This window comes from Tabrizicola sp., from assembly GCF_051645465.1.
In the GTDB taxonomy this organism is placed as follows: Bacteria; Pseudomonadota; Alphaproteobacteria; order Rhodobacterales; family Rhodobacteraceae; genus Tabrizicola.
The window spans coordinates 16,797-30,314 of record NZ_JBOFBI010000222.1; the positions used below are offsets into that span (position 1 = coordinate 16,797).

Sequence of the window (13,518 nt, forward strand, 5' to 3'; positions counted from 1 at the left end):
CCAGCATGATCAGCGGCCGGTCTCCCGAATTGCTACGGCCAGCGCTCAGGCGGATGGCAAGAGACCGGCATGTCAGTCTTGGCGGGCGGTGCCACCCACGCCTGGTCACAGCTCGGGAAGGTCGATGACGCCCTTCTTCAGGATGAAGCAGCCATAGGGGCCGCTGTCAGCGGTGCGGATGATGGCAAAGCTTTGCTTGGCGGCCGCATAGAAGGCGAAGCGTTCGAGGGCCTGCATGCCGACCGGGCGGCCCTCGGCGCTGTCGGCGACGGCCTGCATCCGGGCGAAGACCGGCTGTTCGGCCGTCGGGTCGCCCACGACCTGCATGCGGGTGATCGGGGCCGGGACGAAGGTGTCGAGCGGCATGAGGCTCAGGATCGCCCGCGCGGCGGTGGGGATGTCGCAGCCGGACATGCCGATGAGCTGGCCGTAGGTCGTCTCTGCCGCGATGCTGGCCGCGGGGTGGTTCACGTCGCAGATCACGAGGTCGTCGCCATGGCCCATCAGCATGAGGACATGGACGATCTCGGCCGACAGGCGCTGGTCGATCCCTTTCAGCATCCGGTCCCCTCTTTAGGTGTCCCACGGTGGGACAACGTGCAGTATCAAACAAGATCAATGGGTTAGAATCTCGTTTACCCCGCCTTAACCAATCACTTCACCGACCCCGCGGTCATGCCCTTGATGATGAACCGCTCCAACGCCACGCCGATCACGATCAGGGGCAGGATCGCCGCGAAGGACAGGGCCGCCATCGACCACCAGCTGATCCCCTGGCTGCCAGTCTGGCTGGCCACCATCACCGGTAGCGTGTTCGAGTAGGTCGAGGTCAGCAGGGCCGCGAAGAAGTATTCGTTCCAGGTCAGCACGAGGCTGAGAATGAAGGCCGCGACCATGCCCGGCAATGCGATGGGCAGGATGATCGTGAAGAAGGCCCCCCAGATCCCCAGACCATCGACCATCGCGGCCTCTTCCAGCTCGGTCGGGATGGAGGAGAACTGGTCCTTCATGATCCAGATCACGATGGGAAGAACGGTGAGGGTATAAAGGAGGATCAGCCCGATCCGGGTGTCGAGAAGCGCAAGCTCCTTGTAAAGCACGAGGAACGGCAGGGCGAGCACGACCGGCGGCAGGATCAGCTGGCTGAGAAAGAAGAACGAGATGTCGTCGTTCTTCATCCAGGCCCATTTGTAGCTGAAGCGCGACAGGCCGTAGGCCGCAAGGCTGCCCAGGATCACCGCCAGCGTCGAAGAGGTTAGCGCGATGATCGCCGAATTGCCGAAGCGCTTCAGGAACTCGGCCCGGACGGTGCTTTCCTGTCCCAGCGTCTGCGGCGATAGCCCGATCGCCTCCCACCCCTTCCACCTTGGCGCGAAGTCGACCCAGGGGATCATGTTGCCCTTCATCACGTCGGGCGCCATCTTGAAGCTTGTGGTCAGCGTCCAGTAGATCGGGAACAGGCAGATGATCGCCCAAAGGATCAGCGCGCCGTAGATGGCGATGCGGCTTGTCCACCAGGCGGCGCGGTGGTTCCGGTCGGTGTCGCTGTCGCGGAAGACCTGAGCCGTCATGTCCGCGGCCTTGCGTAGCGGGCGGCCCACTTCATGAGGATGGTCATGAAGATCACGATGATGACCAGGTAGACCATCGCCAGCATGGTCCCGTAACCGACGTTCGATCGCTCCCGATACTCACGGAAGATGAAGCTTGTGACCGTGTCCGTGGCACCCCCCGGCCCGCCGGAGGTCACGTTGATCACGATGTCAGCCAGCTTCAGCTTGAAGATGATCCGGATCAGGATTGCTGTGACCGAGATCGGCAGCATCAGCGGGAAGGTCACCTCCCAGAAGGCTTTCCAGCCCTTCGCGCCGTCGACCTTCGCGGCCTCGGTCAGCTCTTTCGGAATGGCCTGGAGGCCCGCGAGGAGCATGATCATCATGAAGGGGATGAAGGTCCAGGCGTCCAGGAGCATGATCGTCACCTTGGCCGCCCAGGGGCTTTCGAAGAACGAAGGGTTGTCGACCCCGAGCGCGCGGGCCAGCCGCGAGATCGGGCCGAAGCGGGCCTCGAGCATCGACTTGCCGATCATCCAGCTGACGGCCACGGGCGACAGCATCAACGGCAGAAGGAAAGCCACCCGGAAGAATTTCCGCGCCCTTATCTGGGCGTTGAGAAGAAGGGCGAGGCCGAAAGCGATGGCATATTCGACGACGATCGCAAGCACATACCAGACCATGTTCCCCATGGCATTCCAGTAGAACGGGTCGTGCCACATCTGCACCAGGTTCGCGACCCCGTTGAACTGACGTCCGTCGGGGCTGGAGAGGTTCCAGTCGGAAAAGGCGATGAGAAGACCGAAGAGAAGCGGAAAGACGGTCAGCGAGACGACGAAGAGCGCGGCCGGAAGCACGAAGAGCGTGCGTTTGCCCTGCTCGCCCCGCATCACGACCTGCGCCCAGCAGAGCGCGGTGGCCCACAGGCAGTAGGCATAGAGCGTGGGCCGCCAGGTGGTGAACCCGAAGTCGCGCCACCCAAGGCTTTGGGCGGTCTGCGCCAGTGCCACGACCGCAAGGATCGCAGCGGAACCCCAGATGAGCACCTGCCCGAACCGTTTTCGGCCTTCGGAGATGTCGTCGTTGGTGACGATGTGGAGGTGCTCGCCGCTGCTCATGCTAACATGTTAGCGGGCTTTCGATGGCCGAGGAAGGAGAGAATCGAAGGATCTGAGAGGTCTTTGTGGATCAGGAAGGCGTGGGGAGTTTGGCTTCGATGAGCCCGCATATGGTGTCGGCGTAGTGGTCGATCTGAAGCTTGGTATTGGCGAAGGCGGCCAATCGGCGCCCGACCTCTTCCCGACGGATAGGGATGGTTGCAAAAGCAATCAACCGGTCAGCTAGAGCCTCGATATCAAGGTAGGGTGCGACGCAAGCTTCAGCCACCTCGGCATCTCTCAGAAGCTCGGCCATGCCGGTCGTCCGGTCAAAGCAAAGAACAGGGAGGCCCTTCGCCATCGCATCGATTCCGACGTTGGGCAGCGGGTCGAGCCGACTTGGCAGAAGGAACACATCCGCCGTTGCGTAAGCGGCCTCGATCGCTGATGTCGCCGGCAAGATCGCTATGTCGTCGGACACGCCGCTGCGCTCGATCTGATCCGCAAGATAGACGGTGTAGTCGTCGCCGGTCTTCAGCTTCAGGCTTCCCCCGATCCAGACGAACCGCCACGGCACATCGGGCGCGCGCGTCTTCAGACGGGCCAGGGTTGCTATGAAGAGATCGACGCCTTTTCGGTAGTTGATGGTTCCCGCACCAAGGACGACAAACGCGCGCTTGTCCCCCTCCGGACGCATGGCTGCCCGAACCGCCGCTTCCGCGCCTTTGGCTTCGGTCGCACCCCCATCCGGCACGACGCATTTGCCTTGCGGGATCACGACGACGTCGGCATCCGGGCCGAACCCGATGCGCCGGGCGGCGTCGTCCCGCGTAAGAGCTGAAGAGAACACAAGAAGCCGGGCGGCATCGAACAAGTGCCGAATGCGGTCGTGGCTTAGAAGATAAGCAACGAACTCGTGCACGAGGGCGACAATCGGCACACCGGCGGCAGATAGTGGGCGGGCGACGCGATGGGATTCCGCGCTGTTGACCAGCGCGAAGCGGAAGTCATAAAGGTCCGTCAGTGCTGCGATGGCCGCAGGCGCCCGCAGAGGCTTTGGCACGAAGCGGCGGGCGACGTGGACCGAAATGGCGCCCTGGCAGAAAGCCTCGACCAAGGTCCCGCCGCGGAGACAGAGAACGACGACGTTGTACCGTTCCGACAGCTGCGCGACGAGGTTCTGGGCGACGATTGGCGCACCGGTTCGGCTGCCCTCATGTGAAACGACGAGAACGTTCGGGCGCTGCGCCGCATAGGACTTTTGGCCGGGCAACTGCCGGGTGGCGAGGCGAGCGAGCAAAGCGGCAATCGGACGGGGCAGGCGGCGGCTTGCCGCTCGGTCGGTCGGACGTTGCACCGTTTTGGTGCCGTCCGATGCGCCCGAGGGGTTGGGGTGCGGCTGTGTGCCGATTTGCATGTCGCCAGATGCCCGATTCAAGGATGAGCGGTTTTGATGCCGGAAGACCGGTTCGGGCCTTTTATCAGGCAGAGGCTTTGAGCGACAGTACTTCTGGCCGGTTGGCGGGCAGCTGCCCAGACCCGGCATTGGCTGCAAAGGCGCGCTAGCTCTATATGAAAGCGCCCGGGGGTGACCCCGGGCGCCCGTCGGTTTTCCGGGCGGAAGCCGGGCTACATGCCCAGCGACGCCTTGTAGAGCGCGATCTGGCTGTCACGGCCGATCTGGTCGGTGATCTTCTCCCATGCGGCGGCGATGGCGTCTGCCGTCTCTTGCGCCGACGCGTACTGACCGGCAAAGCCCTTCGCCAGTTCGTCCTCGGCGACCGAGTAGTACTGGAAAATGCCGGGGATCCGGGGTTCGATCGCGGCGTTCGGGTGGTTGTAGCTGTCGCGGTTGGAACCGAGATAGTCTTCGATGAAGGCCCGGTCGTAGCCCGCTGCTTCCCACTCCTCGAAGACGAAGTGCGAGTTGCGGTAGGGCTGGAAGCCTGACGGATAGGCCGCCGTCCAGAGCGAGATGTCCTTGCCGCCAAGATGCGCTGCGGCCGACCAGGCGGCCTTGCGCTTCTTCTCGTCGGCAGAGACGCGGTTCGTGACGTAGATGCCCCAGCCAAGATAGGCGAGGTTCGGGGCGAAGTTCTCGGTCTCTTCCCAGGCAGAGGTCTTGGAGTTGTAGACCCTCTTGGCGCCGGGGTTGATGTCGAAGCCCACGACATCGCCCACCACCGAAGTGTCCGAGGTGCGCGCGCTGGAGCCCACGTCGCCCCACCAGGTCAGGGCAGCACCGGTGCCGGCCAGGAACTGGCTGAAAGCGGTGGTGCCGGGGTCGGCGTTGATCTGGTCGGCGGGATAGGCGTCGGCCTTGATCAGATCCATCACGTCCTGGATCGCCTGCACCCAGGCGGGGTTGTTGACGCGGGGCTTCATGGTGTCGGGGTCGAACAGCCAGGCCGGGTCATCTGGATGCTTGGCATAGGCCGAGGCGCGGTCTTCCAGGAAGTAGAAGCCGAACCCGCCCCAGCCCTTAAGCGGGTCCAGGAAGCCGTGGGCGGGAAGACCGGTCAGCGGGTCGGTCTGGCCCTTGACCGCGATCGACATGGCGTTGACGTCTTCCCAGTGCCTCGGCATCTCGGCCCCGCCGATGGCGCCTTCGCCGAAATAGTCCTTGCGGTAGGCCAGCGTGTGGCAGTCGCCGTCGATGGTGATCCGGTAGGTCTTGCCATCCCAGGTCCCGACAGGGGGCTTGAGGTAGGCCACGAGGTCGTCGGCCTCGATCTGGGCGGCCACCCAGTCGGGCATCGGATCGAGAAGGCCCTTGCCTGCGGTATCACCCTCGAACGGAGCGCCCATCTCGATGATGTCGAAGTCAACGGTGCCGGTGGCGATGGCCTGCTGAAGCCGCGGGTTGTAGTCGGCCTGGGCAAGGTCGATCCAGTTGATCTTGGCCCCGGTGTAGGCCTCCCAGGATTTCAGGAAACCGCGGAACAGAAGGTTGTGCAGGTTCTGGTTGTTCAGCCCCATGAACGTCAGCTCGACCCCGGCGAATTCGCCTTCGGTCACGTTCGCCTTGGTCGGGCCAAGGCAAAGCTCGCCGACCTTCTGCCAGTCGGCATCGGTGGGCGACCCCATGCCGACGCCGGGAATCTTCAGGATTTCAGCGCGGATGTTGTCCTGCGCCGAGGCGATGCGGGCGGTCATCGGCACAGCCGCCATCGCCCCCAGGGCGGTTGCGCCCTGAAGCATCCGGCGGCGGCTTATCCGCGCGGTGAGCGCGTTGTAGTGTTCGACCTTCAAGTTCAGTCCTCCCTTTGGCAGCCCCTTCCAGCGACCTGCGCCCGGGGCGTTTCAGTGTTGCAACGGTTGCGTCCGGAAATCTGATCACGCCGCGCCCAAGACGGGCGGCAGCTGGGCCCCGGGGCCTCCCCTCCCCAAGCGGCAGCCTACCCCTACGTCAGCTTGGCAGGGGGGCGGGGGGCCTGTCAAGATTCTAACATGTTAGTATGATCAGCCGATGGACAGGCCCCTGCCCGGACGCTAGCCTTGGCGCTGTTGTGGGAAGAGGGGCGCGTTCATGGCGGAAGTGACGATCCGCGATCTGAAGAAGGCTTACGGCGCGGTTCAGGTCGTCCATGGCATTGACCTCGACATCGCGGATGGTGAGTTCGTGGTGCTGGTCGGCCCGTCGGGCTGCGGCAAGTCCACGCTTTTGCGGATGATCGCCGGGCTTGAGGAGGTCACAAGCGGGGACATCTTCATCGGTGCGCGGCGGGTGAACAACCTGGCGCCGTCCGAGCGCGACATAGCAATGGTGTTCCAGAACTATGCGCTTTACCCCCACAAGACGGTGGGCGCGAACATGGGATTTGCCCTGAAGATGCGCGGGATGGACAAGAACGCGATTGCCGAAAAGGTCAAACGCGCGGCGGAGATCCTTGGGCTGACCAACTATCTTGACCGGTACCCTCGCGCCTTGTCAGGCGGGCAGCGGCAGCGCGTGGCCATGGGCCGCGCTATCGTCCGCGACCCGCAGGTGTTTCTGTTCGACGAGCCGCTTTCAAACCTTGATGCAAAGCTTCGCGTGCAGATGCGGATCGAGATCGGCGAATTGCACCAGCGGCTGAAGACGACCACCGTCTATGTGACGCATGACCAGATCGAGGCGATGACGATGGCCGACAAGATCGTGGTCATGCAGGGTGGTCGGATCGAGCAGATGGGCGAGCCGCTGGAGCTTTATGACCGCCCGGTGAACACTTTCGTCGCGGGCTTCATCGGCAGCCCGGCGATGAACATGATGTCAGGTGTCGTGAAGGGCGGTTCGGTGGTGCTGGACGATGGCACGCGGCTGCCTCTGCCCCCAGGCCTTAGCGTCGCCGAGGGGCGCGAGGTGACCTATGGAATCCGGCCTGAGCACCTTTCGGCGGGGTCGTCGGGGATTTCGGGCGCAGTTGCGGTGGTGGAACCGACGGGGTCGGAAACCCATGTCGTCCTTCGCTCGGGCGATCGGGATGTGGTCGCGATGTTCCGGGACCGGGTGGCCTTCAAGCCGGGGGATGAACTGACTTTTGCGCCGGATGCTGGCAAGGTGCATCTTTTCGACAGGGCCTCGGGCGTGCGGCTTTCGTGACGGGCGGCGGAGCGGGGGCCAGCCCCCGCGCCCCCGGGATATTTGTACAAAGATGAAAGGGATGGGGAGGGCTTTGGGATGCTGAAGGGGATCGACAACCGGCTGAACGCCGAGGTTTTGGCCTGTCTTCGGGCCATGGGGCACGGTGATATGCTGATCGTGGCGGATACGAACTTTCCGTCTGACAGCGTGGCGCGGGCGACGGTGACGGGCAAGCTTCTGCGGATGGAGAACCTGACTTCGGCCGAGGCGGTCAATGCGATCCTGTCCGTTCTGCCGCTGGACACGTTCGTCGATGACTTCGCCGGGCGGATGGAGGTGGTGGGCAAACCGAAGGAAATCCCGCCGGTCCAGAAGGAGGTGCAGGCCGAGATTGACCGGGCCGAGGGGAAGCCGCGGAAGATGGTCAGGATCGAGCGCTTTGCCTTCTACGATATGGCCCGGAAATCCTATGCGGTGATCCAGACCGGCGAGCGTCGGTTCTACGGCTGCTTCATGTTCCGCAAAGGGGTGATCCCGCCCGAGAGTTAGGTTCTCTGGCGGACGAGGCCGTTGGGACGGGCACGGTGCCCAGGAAGGGCTGGCCCATATTTTTCAAAGGGTTATGCCGTGCCCGGTAAGGCTTCGTTAAGGGATGACGGGCCAAGGGGGTCATACTTGGCTCTGCAACGTCGTCCGGCTGAAATTCAGTCGAAAGACCTGCTCACTCTGCCGCCTCTGCCCTGAGCTGGGGCGGTTCGGGCAGAGCTACCGGCACCGGGCGACCGATCAGCCGGTCCATCTGCTTGGCGACGCGGGTCAGATGGGCCCGGCGGCTTTCCGCAGTAGAGCTGTCCATCAGATAGTGCGCCGCAAATGCGCGGCGGTGGCGCATGGTCATGAGGAGGCCGACCCCGCGCCGCAGCGTGCGCCGACCTGGTGCGCCGACCAGGAACGTCAGCCAACGGCTGGCGCCGCAGGTGGTGAACACGCCGAGCCGCTGGATATGGCGCAGACCGGGGCGGATGGTCCGGTTTGCGCCGTCGGGCATGAGGAACGCAACGTCGGGCAGGAGCACGCGGTCGAGCCAGCCCTTGAGCATTGCGGGCAGGCCGTACCACCAGGTGGGATAGACGAAGATCAGCGTGTCGCACCAGCGGATGTCTTCGACTTCGCGGATCACGGGCGCGCAATTGCCGGGGCAGTCGAGATAGCCTTCCCATTCGGCCTGGGTCAGGATCGGGTTGAAACCATCGGCGTAAAGGTCGTGGACCCGGACCTCGGCTCCCGCCGCGCCAAGCTTGGCCAGCACAAGATCACGGACGGCGGCGGTAAAGCTTTTGGGCGAGGGGTGGCAATAGACGACCAGAGCCCGCATCAGAAATGCTCCATCTTCGATCGCACGCGGGCAAGATAGTCCGCGCGCCTGGCCGCATCTGCGCGATTCATGTCGTAGAGGGCCATGTAGAGAAACTTATCCGGTTGGCAGGCGTGGCGAAAGGCACGAGAAACGACACGGCGGGGCGGATCGCCTGCCAGAAAGGCGCGGAGGCGATCGGCGCCGTAGGTCGTGACGCTGGCGAGCTTGCGGATGTGGGTCATCGCGGGCTTCACCTTGCCATTGTCCAGCCGGAAGCTGATGCCGGGCAGGAAGACGCGGTCGGTGTAGCCCTTCAGGATCGCGGGGAAGCCGAAGTTCCAGACCGGGTGGACAAAGATCAGCGCTTCAGCGGCGCGGAGGCGGTCGACGTGGGTTTGCACTGGTCGGGTGTTGCTGGTCAGGTCGTGATAACCGCGCCGCTCTTCGGCGCTCATCACCGGGTCGAATTTCTCGGCATAGAGGTCGCAAAGGTCGACCTTCCACCCGCGGGTCGAAAGCGTGCCGGTTACGGTATCGCGAAGTGCTGCAGCGAAGCTGTCGTTGCAAGGGTGGGCATAGATGACGAGCGCCCGGGTCATGGCCTGCTACTCCGCCGCCTGCATGTCCTGGTAGGTGTACATGCGGGTGTAGTCCCAATCGGGGGCATCCCAGGCGATCATCTTGCCGGGGTTGAGGATGCCTTTCGGATCGGCCTGGCGCTTGAAGGCAAGCTGGGTCGCGTCGGTCGACTGGCGGCCACCTTCCTCAAGCGTGTAGCGGTGGGGGTTGAAGACATGGCAGCCCATTGCTTCGTGCTGGTGGATGATCTCGTCCAGCCGCGCCTCGGTGGTGAACTTGACCAGCGTCAGGCCAGCGAAGGCCATCTTGCCGTCGACCCGCATGGCTTCGAGATGCTGGATCACCTCACCGGGGAAGGCTGCCCGAATAGCGGCGACCTTTTCTTCGTAGACGCCGGGGGCGTAGAGCACCTGGAGGTAGGTGATCGACGGGTCCACCTTCAGCGCGCGCAGGGTGGTGTGGTTCCAGCCGTATTCGAAGACAGGACCCGGTTCTTTTGGCCACTCGGTCTCGTCGCTGCGGAAGATCACCGATGCGCCGGGGTAGCGGGCGAGGAAGGTGAGGAAGCCGTCCATCGACTGGGGCGCGATCATGAGGCCGAGGAGGTTGTCGGTTTCCGCGACGTGGGGTGCTACACGCTGGAAATAGGCCTTGGCCGTCGGGGCTTCGTAGACCGAGATCAGCTTTTTCAGGATGCCGTCCTGATGGCCCAGATCGCCCGCAATTCTGACAGAGGTCGCGAAATCGGGGTGGGTCACGAAAATGTCGACCCAGTCGTAGCTGGGGGCGAGTGGCATTTCGACTTCGGTGATGATCCCGTTGGTCCCGTAGGCGTGGCTGACGCGATGCAGTTCCTCGCCGGTGAACTCATGCACCTGCGGTTCAGCCTCGGCGGTGACGACGCGCAGACGCAGGATGTTGCCCAGATCGCGCAGGACGCCCCATGTGCAGGAACCGATGCCGCCCGAGCCGCCCGAGATGAAGCCGCCAATGGTCGCGGTCGAATAGGTGGACGGATGCATCCGCAGCTCCTGCCCCGAATGCGCGCGGGTTGCGGCGTCGAGGTCCTTGATCAGGCAGCCCGGCTCGGCCACCACCCGACCCGGGTGGATCGCCTTGACGGCGGCCATGTTCTTCATGTGCAGAATGATGCCGCCCCGCATCGGCATCGCCTGGCCGTAGTTGCCGGTGCCTGCACCACGGACCGTCACCGGGACGCCGTGAGCATGGGCCTGGCGCAACACTTCGATCACCTCGGCTTCGGACTTTGGCGCCACGACGAAATCGGCGGTCAGATGGTCCATCCGCGCTTTGAGTACCGGCGAGTACCAGAAGAAATCGCGGCTTTTGGCGCGGACCGATACCGGGTTTTCGTCGATCTCCAGATGGCCTAGGGCGGATTTCAGGGCGGTCACGCTCATGCGGTCCTCATCAGGTCGTCTAGTTCGGCATAGTCGGGCAAGGTCCGGTCGATCTGCAGGCCGTCGCGCAGGACGATGCGGTCGGACTGCGGGCGGCTGAAGAGCTCGTTCCAGGTTCGGGCCTTGAAGATCACCAGATCGGCGGGCGCGCCGGGTGCCAGTGCCGGGGCGTCGAACCCTGTGGCGCGGGCGGGGTTCGCCAAGACGGTCTGGCACCAGTCATGGCCGGTGTGGTCGAGGTGCCCGATCCGCGTCGCCTCGCGCAGGACTTCGATCATGTCGAGATCGCCATAGGCGTAGAACGGATCGCGCGTGTTGTCCGAGGCGAAGCTGACGTTGATCCCGCGCGCCTTCATCTCGTGGATGAGAGTGATCCCCCGCATCCGGGGCGTGCGATTGGGGTGGCGGTCCTGGAGGTAAAGGTTGCACATCGGCAGGCTGACCACATGGAGACCCGCCTGGGCGACGAGGTCGAGGGTGCGCATTGCGTCGGCCTCGGGCATCGCGCTGACTGAACAGCAGTGGCCGACTGTGACGGGGCGGTCATAGCCGGTGTCGATCACGGCTTGAGCAATGGCGGCGAGGGTGTTGGCGCTGGTATCCAGCGTCTCATCGACGTGGAAGTCTGCATCCAGCCCGCGGGCCGACGCCATGGCCAGGAAATCCCGCACCCTTTGGGTGATGTCGGGCAGAACCCAGGTGACCATGCCCAGGACGCCGCGATGTTCGGCCACTATATCGGCGGTCCGGGCAAAGGGCCCATCGGTCGAGAACTTGTCGGCGCCGACCAGGCAGACGGCTTGCAGGTCGATCCGCCCCTCCCAGGCGGCACGCATGTCCGAGAAGACGGGCCAGGATATGGCGTCCTGCGGCGGGGTGCTGTCGAGATGGGTGCGGATCGCGCGGGTTCCGTGCGCGAAGGCCGAGCGGAGGGCAAAATCCATCCGCCGGGCCACATCCCCGGCCGACCAGCGCGCCTGACTGTCGGCGATCACCGTGCTGAGCGCCCCGGCAAACGTGCCGTCGGGATTGGGGCTGCGGCTCCAGATGTGGCCCTTGTCGAGGTGCGTGTGCATGTCGATGAAGGCGGGGAGCAGCATCGCCCCCTTCATGTCGATGGCCAGAGGCTGCGGCCCCGTGATCTGTCCGCCGTCGAGCGACAGTTCCGTTCGGATCAGATCGCCCGGCAGGCCCAGCAGGCAGGCTGGCACAGTGACGTTCTGCAGCGTCACCGGACCATGGGGAAGGTGCTGGAAATCGATCATGTCTCGCGGCTCACCGCGCTTTCGTGCCACTTGCGCAGCAAGAACCACGACACGAACGAGGTCAGAGCAAAGATCGCAACGCCTACGACGGCGATCAGGATCAGCGCCGCGAACATCCGCGGGTAATTGTAGCGGTAGCTTGCTTCGAGGATGCGGAACGCAAGGCCCGAGGCCGAGCCGGAGACGCCCGCGACATATTCCGCCACGATGGCTCCGATCAGCGCCAGCCCTCCGGCGATGCGAAGGCCGGTCAGGAAGAACGGCAGCGCAAAGGGAAGCTTGAGGTAGAAGAGCTTCTGCCACCAGGTCGCACCGTAGATCTGGTAGAGGTCGTTCAGGTTGTGATCGGTGGATTTGAGGCCGGTGGTGGTGTTCGCCAGAAGCGGGAAGAACGCCACGATCCAGGCGCAGATCAGGACGCGGGCGAGCGGGTCATGCACGTAGATGAAGATCAACGGTGCAATCGAGACGATGGGCGTGACCTGAAGCACGACGGCATAGGGCAGGAAAACCAGCTCGGCGAACCGGCTTTGGGTGAAGAGGATCGCGAGAAGCACGCTGCCGACGATGGAGATCGCCAGCGCAAGGACGGTAATCCGCAGCGTCACCAGAAGCGAGCCGAAGAGAAGTGCGCGGTCTTCAAGGAACTGCTCCCACACCGTGCCGGGGCGCGGGAAGATGCGTTCCCGGACCTCGCTGGAAGCGGAAAACATGTCCCAGGCGACGACGGTCAAGATGACCACGATCAGCGGCAAGAGCCACCGGGCGACGCTTTCGATCCGCCGGTTGCGGGCGCGACGGGCTTCCTCGGCGTCCCAGGCTGCTTCGCGGCTGGAGGTCTTCAGGCGGGGATCGACGACTGTCATGCGTGTTCCTCGATCGCTTGAAGCAGCGCGGCAGAGACCACCTGAGTATGGGCCGCATACTCGGCCGACGTTCGGAACGTGGCATCGCGGGGGTATGGCGCATCGACCGCCACTTCGGCTGAAACGCGGCCGGGACGGGCGGCCATCACGACAACGCGGTCAGCCAGGAATACGCTTTCAAACACCGAGTGGGTGATGAAGATCACCGTGCAGCCGATCTTGGCCTTCAGCGTCAGAAGGTCGATGTTCAGCTTCTGCCGGGTGATCTCGTCCAGCGCGGCGAAGGGTTCGTCCATCAGGATCAGGCGCGGGTTTGTAACCATGGCGCGGGCGATGGAGACGCGCATCTTCATGCCGCCCGAAAGCTCACGCGGGTAGCTGTCGGCGAATTTCTCCAGGCCTACGAGGGTAAGGATTTCGGCGATCCGGTCCTTCACGCTGTCATAGGATTGGCCGCGCAGACGAAAGGGAAGAAAGACGTTCCGGGCGACAGTGGCCCAGGGCATCAGCGTCGGTTCCTGGAAGACGACGCCAAGGTCGTCCTTGCCGCGACCGCCTTCCCAGAGGATGCGGCCCTGGGTGGGCTGCATGAGGCCCGCGATCAAACGCAGTGCCGTAGACTTCCCGCAGCCCGAGGGGCCGAGAAGCGAGATGAAGTCGCCCTCGTTCACCGTCAGGTTCATGTCGCGCAAGGCTGTTGTGGTGCCGCCAAAGACCTTGGCGATCCCTTGCATTTGCAGAACGCGGGGGCGTTCGGTCGGCGGGCGAAGTGTCATGTTGTATGGGGCGGGACCCGTCGGCCCCGCCCGCCTG

The 13,518-nt window shown here is 64.0% G+C and carries 13 protein-coding genes; 2 read left to right on the plus strand and 11 right to left on the minus strand.

Annotated elements, in window-relative coordinates:
- Positions 1-105: 105 nt before the first annotated feature.
- The 5 genes from ACRCSW_RS14500 to ACRCSW_RS14520 form a co-directional block, all read right to left on the minus strand.
- Positions 106-561 carry an RbsD/FucU family protein gene (locus ACRCSW_RS14500; protein WP_438706176.1) on the minus strand — a complete coding sequence of 152 codons (456 nt, stop codon included), beginning with the start codon at positions 559-561 and terminating at the stop codon, positions 106-108.
- A 92-nt stretch (positions 562-653) separates the two neighbouring features.
- On the minus strand, positions 654-1,571 hold the full coding sequence (locus ACRCSW_RS14505; protein WP_438706178.1) for a carbohydrate ABC transporter permease: 918 nt from the start codon (positions 1,569-1,571) through the stop codon (positions 654-656).
- Positions 1,568-2,671, minus strand: coding sequence for a carbohydrate ABC transporter permease (locus ACRCSW_RS14510; RefSeq protein WP_438706180.1), 1,104 nt, complete (start codon positions 2,669-2,671; stop codon positions 1,568-1,570). Before ACRCSW_RS14510 ends, ACRCSW_RS14505 begins: the two co-directional genes overlap by 4 nt.
- A 70-nt stretch (positions 2,672-2,741) precedes the next feature.
- Complete coding sequence (locus tag ACRCSW_RS14515; protein WP_438706182.1) at positions 2,742-4,067, minus strand: glycosyltransferase family 4 protein; 1,326 nt, start codon at positions 4,065-4,067, stop codon at positions 2,742-2,744.
- 212 nt (positions 4,068-4,279) lie between these two features.
- The gene (locus ACRCSW_RS14520; protein ID WP_438706184.1) at positions 4,280-5,902 is read right to left on the minus strand and encodes an extracellular solute-binding protein; all 1,623 of its coding nucleotides are present in this window, start codon (positions 5,900-5,902) and stop codon (positions 4,280-4,282) included.
- 277 nt (positions 5,903-6,179) lie between these two features.
- Here ACRCSW_RS14520 and ACRCSW_RS14525 point away from each other — a divergent pair, with 277 nt between their 5' ends.
- On the plus strand, positions 6,180-7,235 hold the full coding sequence (locus ACRCSW_RS14525; RefSeq protein ID WP_438706186.1) for an ABC transporter ATP-binding protein: 1,056 nt from the start codon (positions 6,180-6,182) through the stop codon (positions 7,233-7,235).
- Positions 7,236-7,313: 78 nt separating this feature from the next.
- Positions 7,314-7,766: an RbsD/FucU family protein gene (locus ACRCSW_RS14530; protein ID WP_438706188.1), complete on the plus strand. Its 453-nt coding sequence runs from the start codon at positions 7,314-7,316 to the stop codon at positions 7,764-7,766.
- A 172-nt stretch (positions 7,767-7,938) separates the two neighbouring features.
- Here ACRCSW_RS14530 and ACRCSW_RS14535 read toward each other — a convergent pair whose 3' ends face one another.
- The 6 genes from ACRCSW_RS14535 to ACRCSW_RS14560 are packed head-to-tail and all read right to left on the minus strand — an operon-like array spanning position 7,939 to position 13,481.
- Positions 7,939-8,592, minus strand: a complete 654-nt coding sequence (locus ACRCSW_RS14535; protein ID WP_438706190.1) for an NAD(P)H-dependent oxidoreductase — start codon at positions 8,590-8,592, stop codon at positions 7,939-7,941.
- The gene (locus tag ACRCSW_RS14540; protein WP_438706192.1) at positions 8,592-9,173 is read right to left on the minus strand and encodes an NAD(P)H-dependent oxidoreductase; all 582 of its coding nucleotides are present in this window, start codon (positions 9,171-9,173) and stop codon (positions 8,592-8,594) included. The genes ACRCSW_RS14535 and ACRCSW_RS14540 overlap by 1 nt, the downstream gene beginning before the upstream one ends.
- A gap of 6 nt (positions 9,174-9,179) precedes the next feature.
- Positions 9,180-10,574 (minus strand): FAD-binding oxidoreductase, encoded by a 1,395-nt coding sequence (locus tag ACRCSW_RS14545; RefSeq protein WP_438706194.1) that lies wholly within the window; start codon positions 10,572-10,574, stop codon positions 9,180-9,182.
- Complete coding sequence (locus ACRCSW_RS14550) at positions 10,571-11,839, minus strand: cytosine deaminase (protein WP_438706196.1); 1,269 nt, start codon at positions 11,837-11,839, stop codon at positions 10,571-10,573. Before ACRCSW_RS14550 ends, ACRCSW_RS14545 begins: the two co-directional genes overlap by 4 nt.
- Complete coding sequence (locus tag ACRCSW_RS14555) at positions 11,836-12,705, minus strand: ABC transporter permease (RefSeq protein ID WP_438706198.1); 870 nt, start codon at positions 12,703-12,705, stop codon at positions 11,836-11,838. Before ACRCSW_RS14555 ends, ACRCSW_RS14550 begins: the two co-directional genes overlap by 4 nt.
- Positions 12,702-13,481, minus strand: coding sequence for an ABC transporter ATP-binding protein (locus ACRCSW_RS14560; protein WP_438706200.1), 780 nt, complete (start codon positions 13,479-13,481; stop codon positions 12,702-12,704). The genes ACRCSW_RS14555 and ACRCSW_RS14560 overlap by 4 nt, the downstream gene beginning before the upstream one ends.
- Positions 13,482-13,518: the final 37 nt, after the last annotated feature.

What these genes read in the sequence shown, in the direction of transcription:
- ACRCSW_RS14500 (WP_438706176.1), bottom strand. Translation starts at nt 561, where the DNA reads ATGCTGAAAGGGATCGACCAGCGCCTGTCGGCCGAGATCGTCCATGTC.
- ACRCSW_RS14505 (WP_438706178.1), bottom strand. Translation starts at nt 1,571, where the DNA reads ATGACGGCTCAGGTCTTCCGCGACAGCGACACCGACCGGAACCACCGC.
- ACRCSW_RS14510 (WP_438706180.1), bottom strand. Translation starts at nt 2,671, where the DNA reads ATGAGCAGCGGCGAGCACCTCCACATCGTCACCAACGACGACATCTCC.
- ACRCSW_RS14515 (WP_438706182.1), bottom strand. Translation starts at nt 4,067, where the DNA reads ATGCAAATCGGCACACAGCCGCACCCCAACCCCTCGGGCGCATCGGAC.
- ACRCSW_RS14525 (WP_438706186.1), top strand. Translation starts at nt 6,180, where the DNA reads ATGGCGGAAGTGACGATCCGCGATCTGAAGAAGGCTTACGGCGCGGTT.
- ACRCSW_RS14530 (WP_438706188.1), top strand. Translation starts at nt 7,314, where the DNA reads ATGCTGAAGGGGATCGACAACCGGCTGAACGCCGAGGTTTTGGCCTGT.
- ACRCSW_RS14535 (WP_438706190.1), bottom strand. Translation starts at nt 8,592, where the DNA reads ATGCGGGCTCTGGTCGTCTATTGCCACCCCTCGCCCAAAAGCTTTACC.
- ACRCSW_RS14540 (WP_438706192.1), bottom strand. Translation starts at nt 9,173, where the DNA reads ATGACCCGGGCGCTCGTCATCTATGCCCACCCTTGCAACGACAGCTTC.
- ACRCSW_RS14545 (WP_438706194.1), bottom strand. Translation starts at nt 10,574, where the DNA reads ATGAGCGTGACCGCCCTGAAATCCGCCCTAGGCCATCTGGAGATCGAC.
- ACRCSW_RS14550 (WP_438706196.1), bottom strand. Translation starts at nt 11,839, where the DNA reads ATGATCGATTTCCAGCACCTTCCCCATGGTCCGGTGACGCTGCAGAAC.
- ACRCSW_RS14555 (WP_438706198.1), bottom strand. Translation starts at nt 12,705, where the DNA reads ATGACAGTCGTCGATCCCCGCCTGAAGACCTCCAGCCGCGAAGCAGCC.
- ACRCSW_RS14560 (WP_438706200.1), bottom strand. Translation starts at nt 13,481, where the DNA reads ATGACACTTCGCCCGCCGACCGAACGCCCCCGCGTTCTGCAAATGCAA.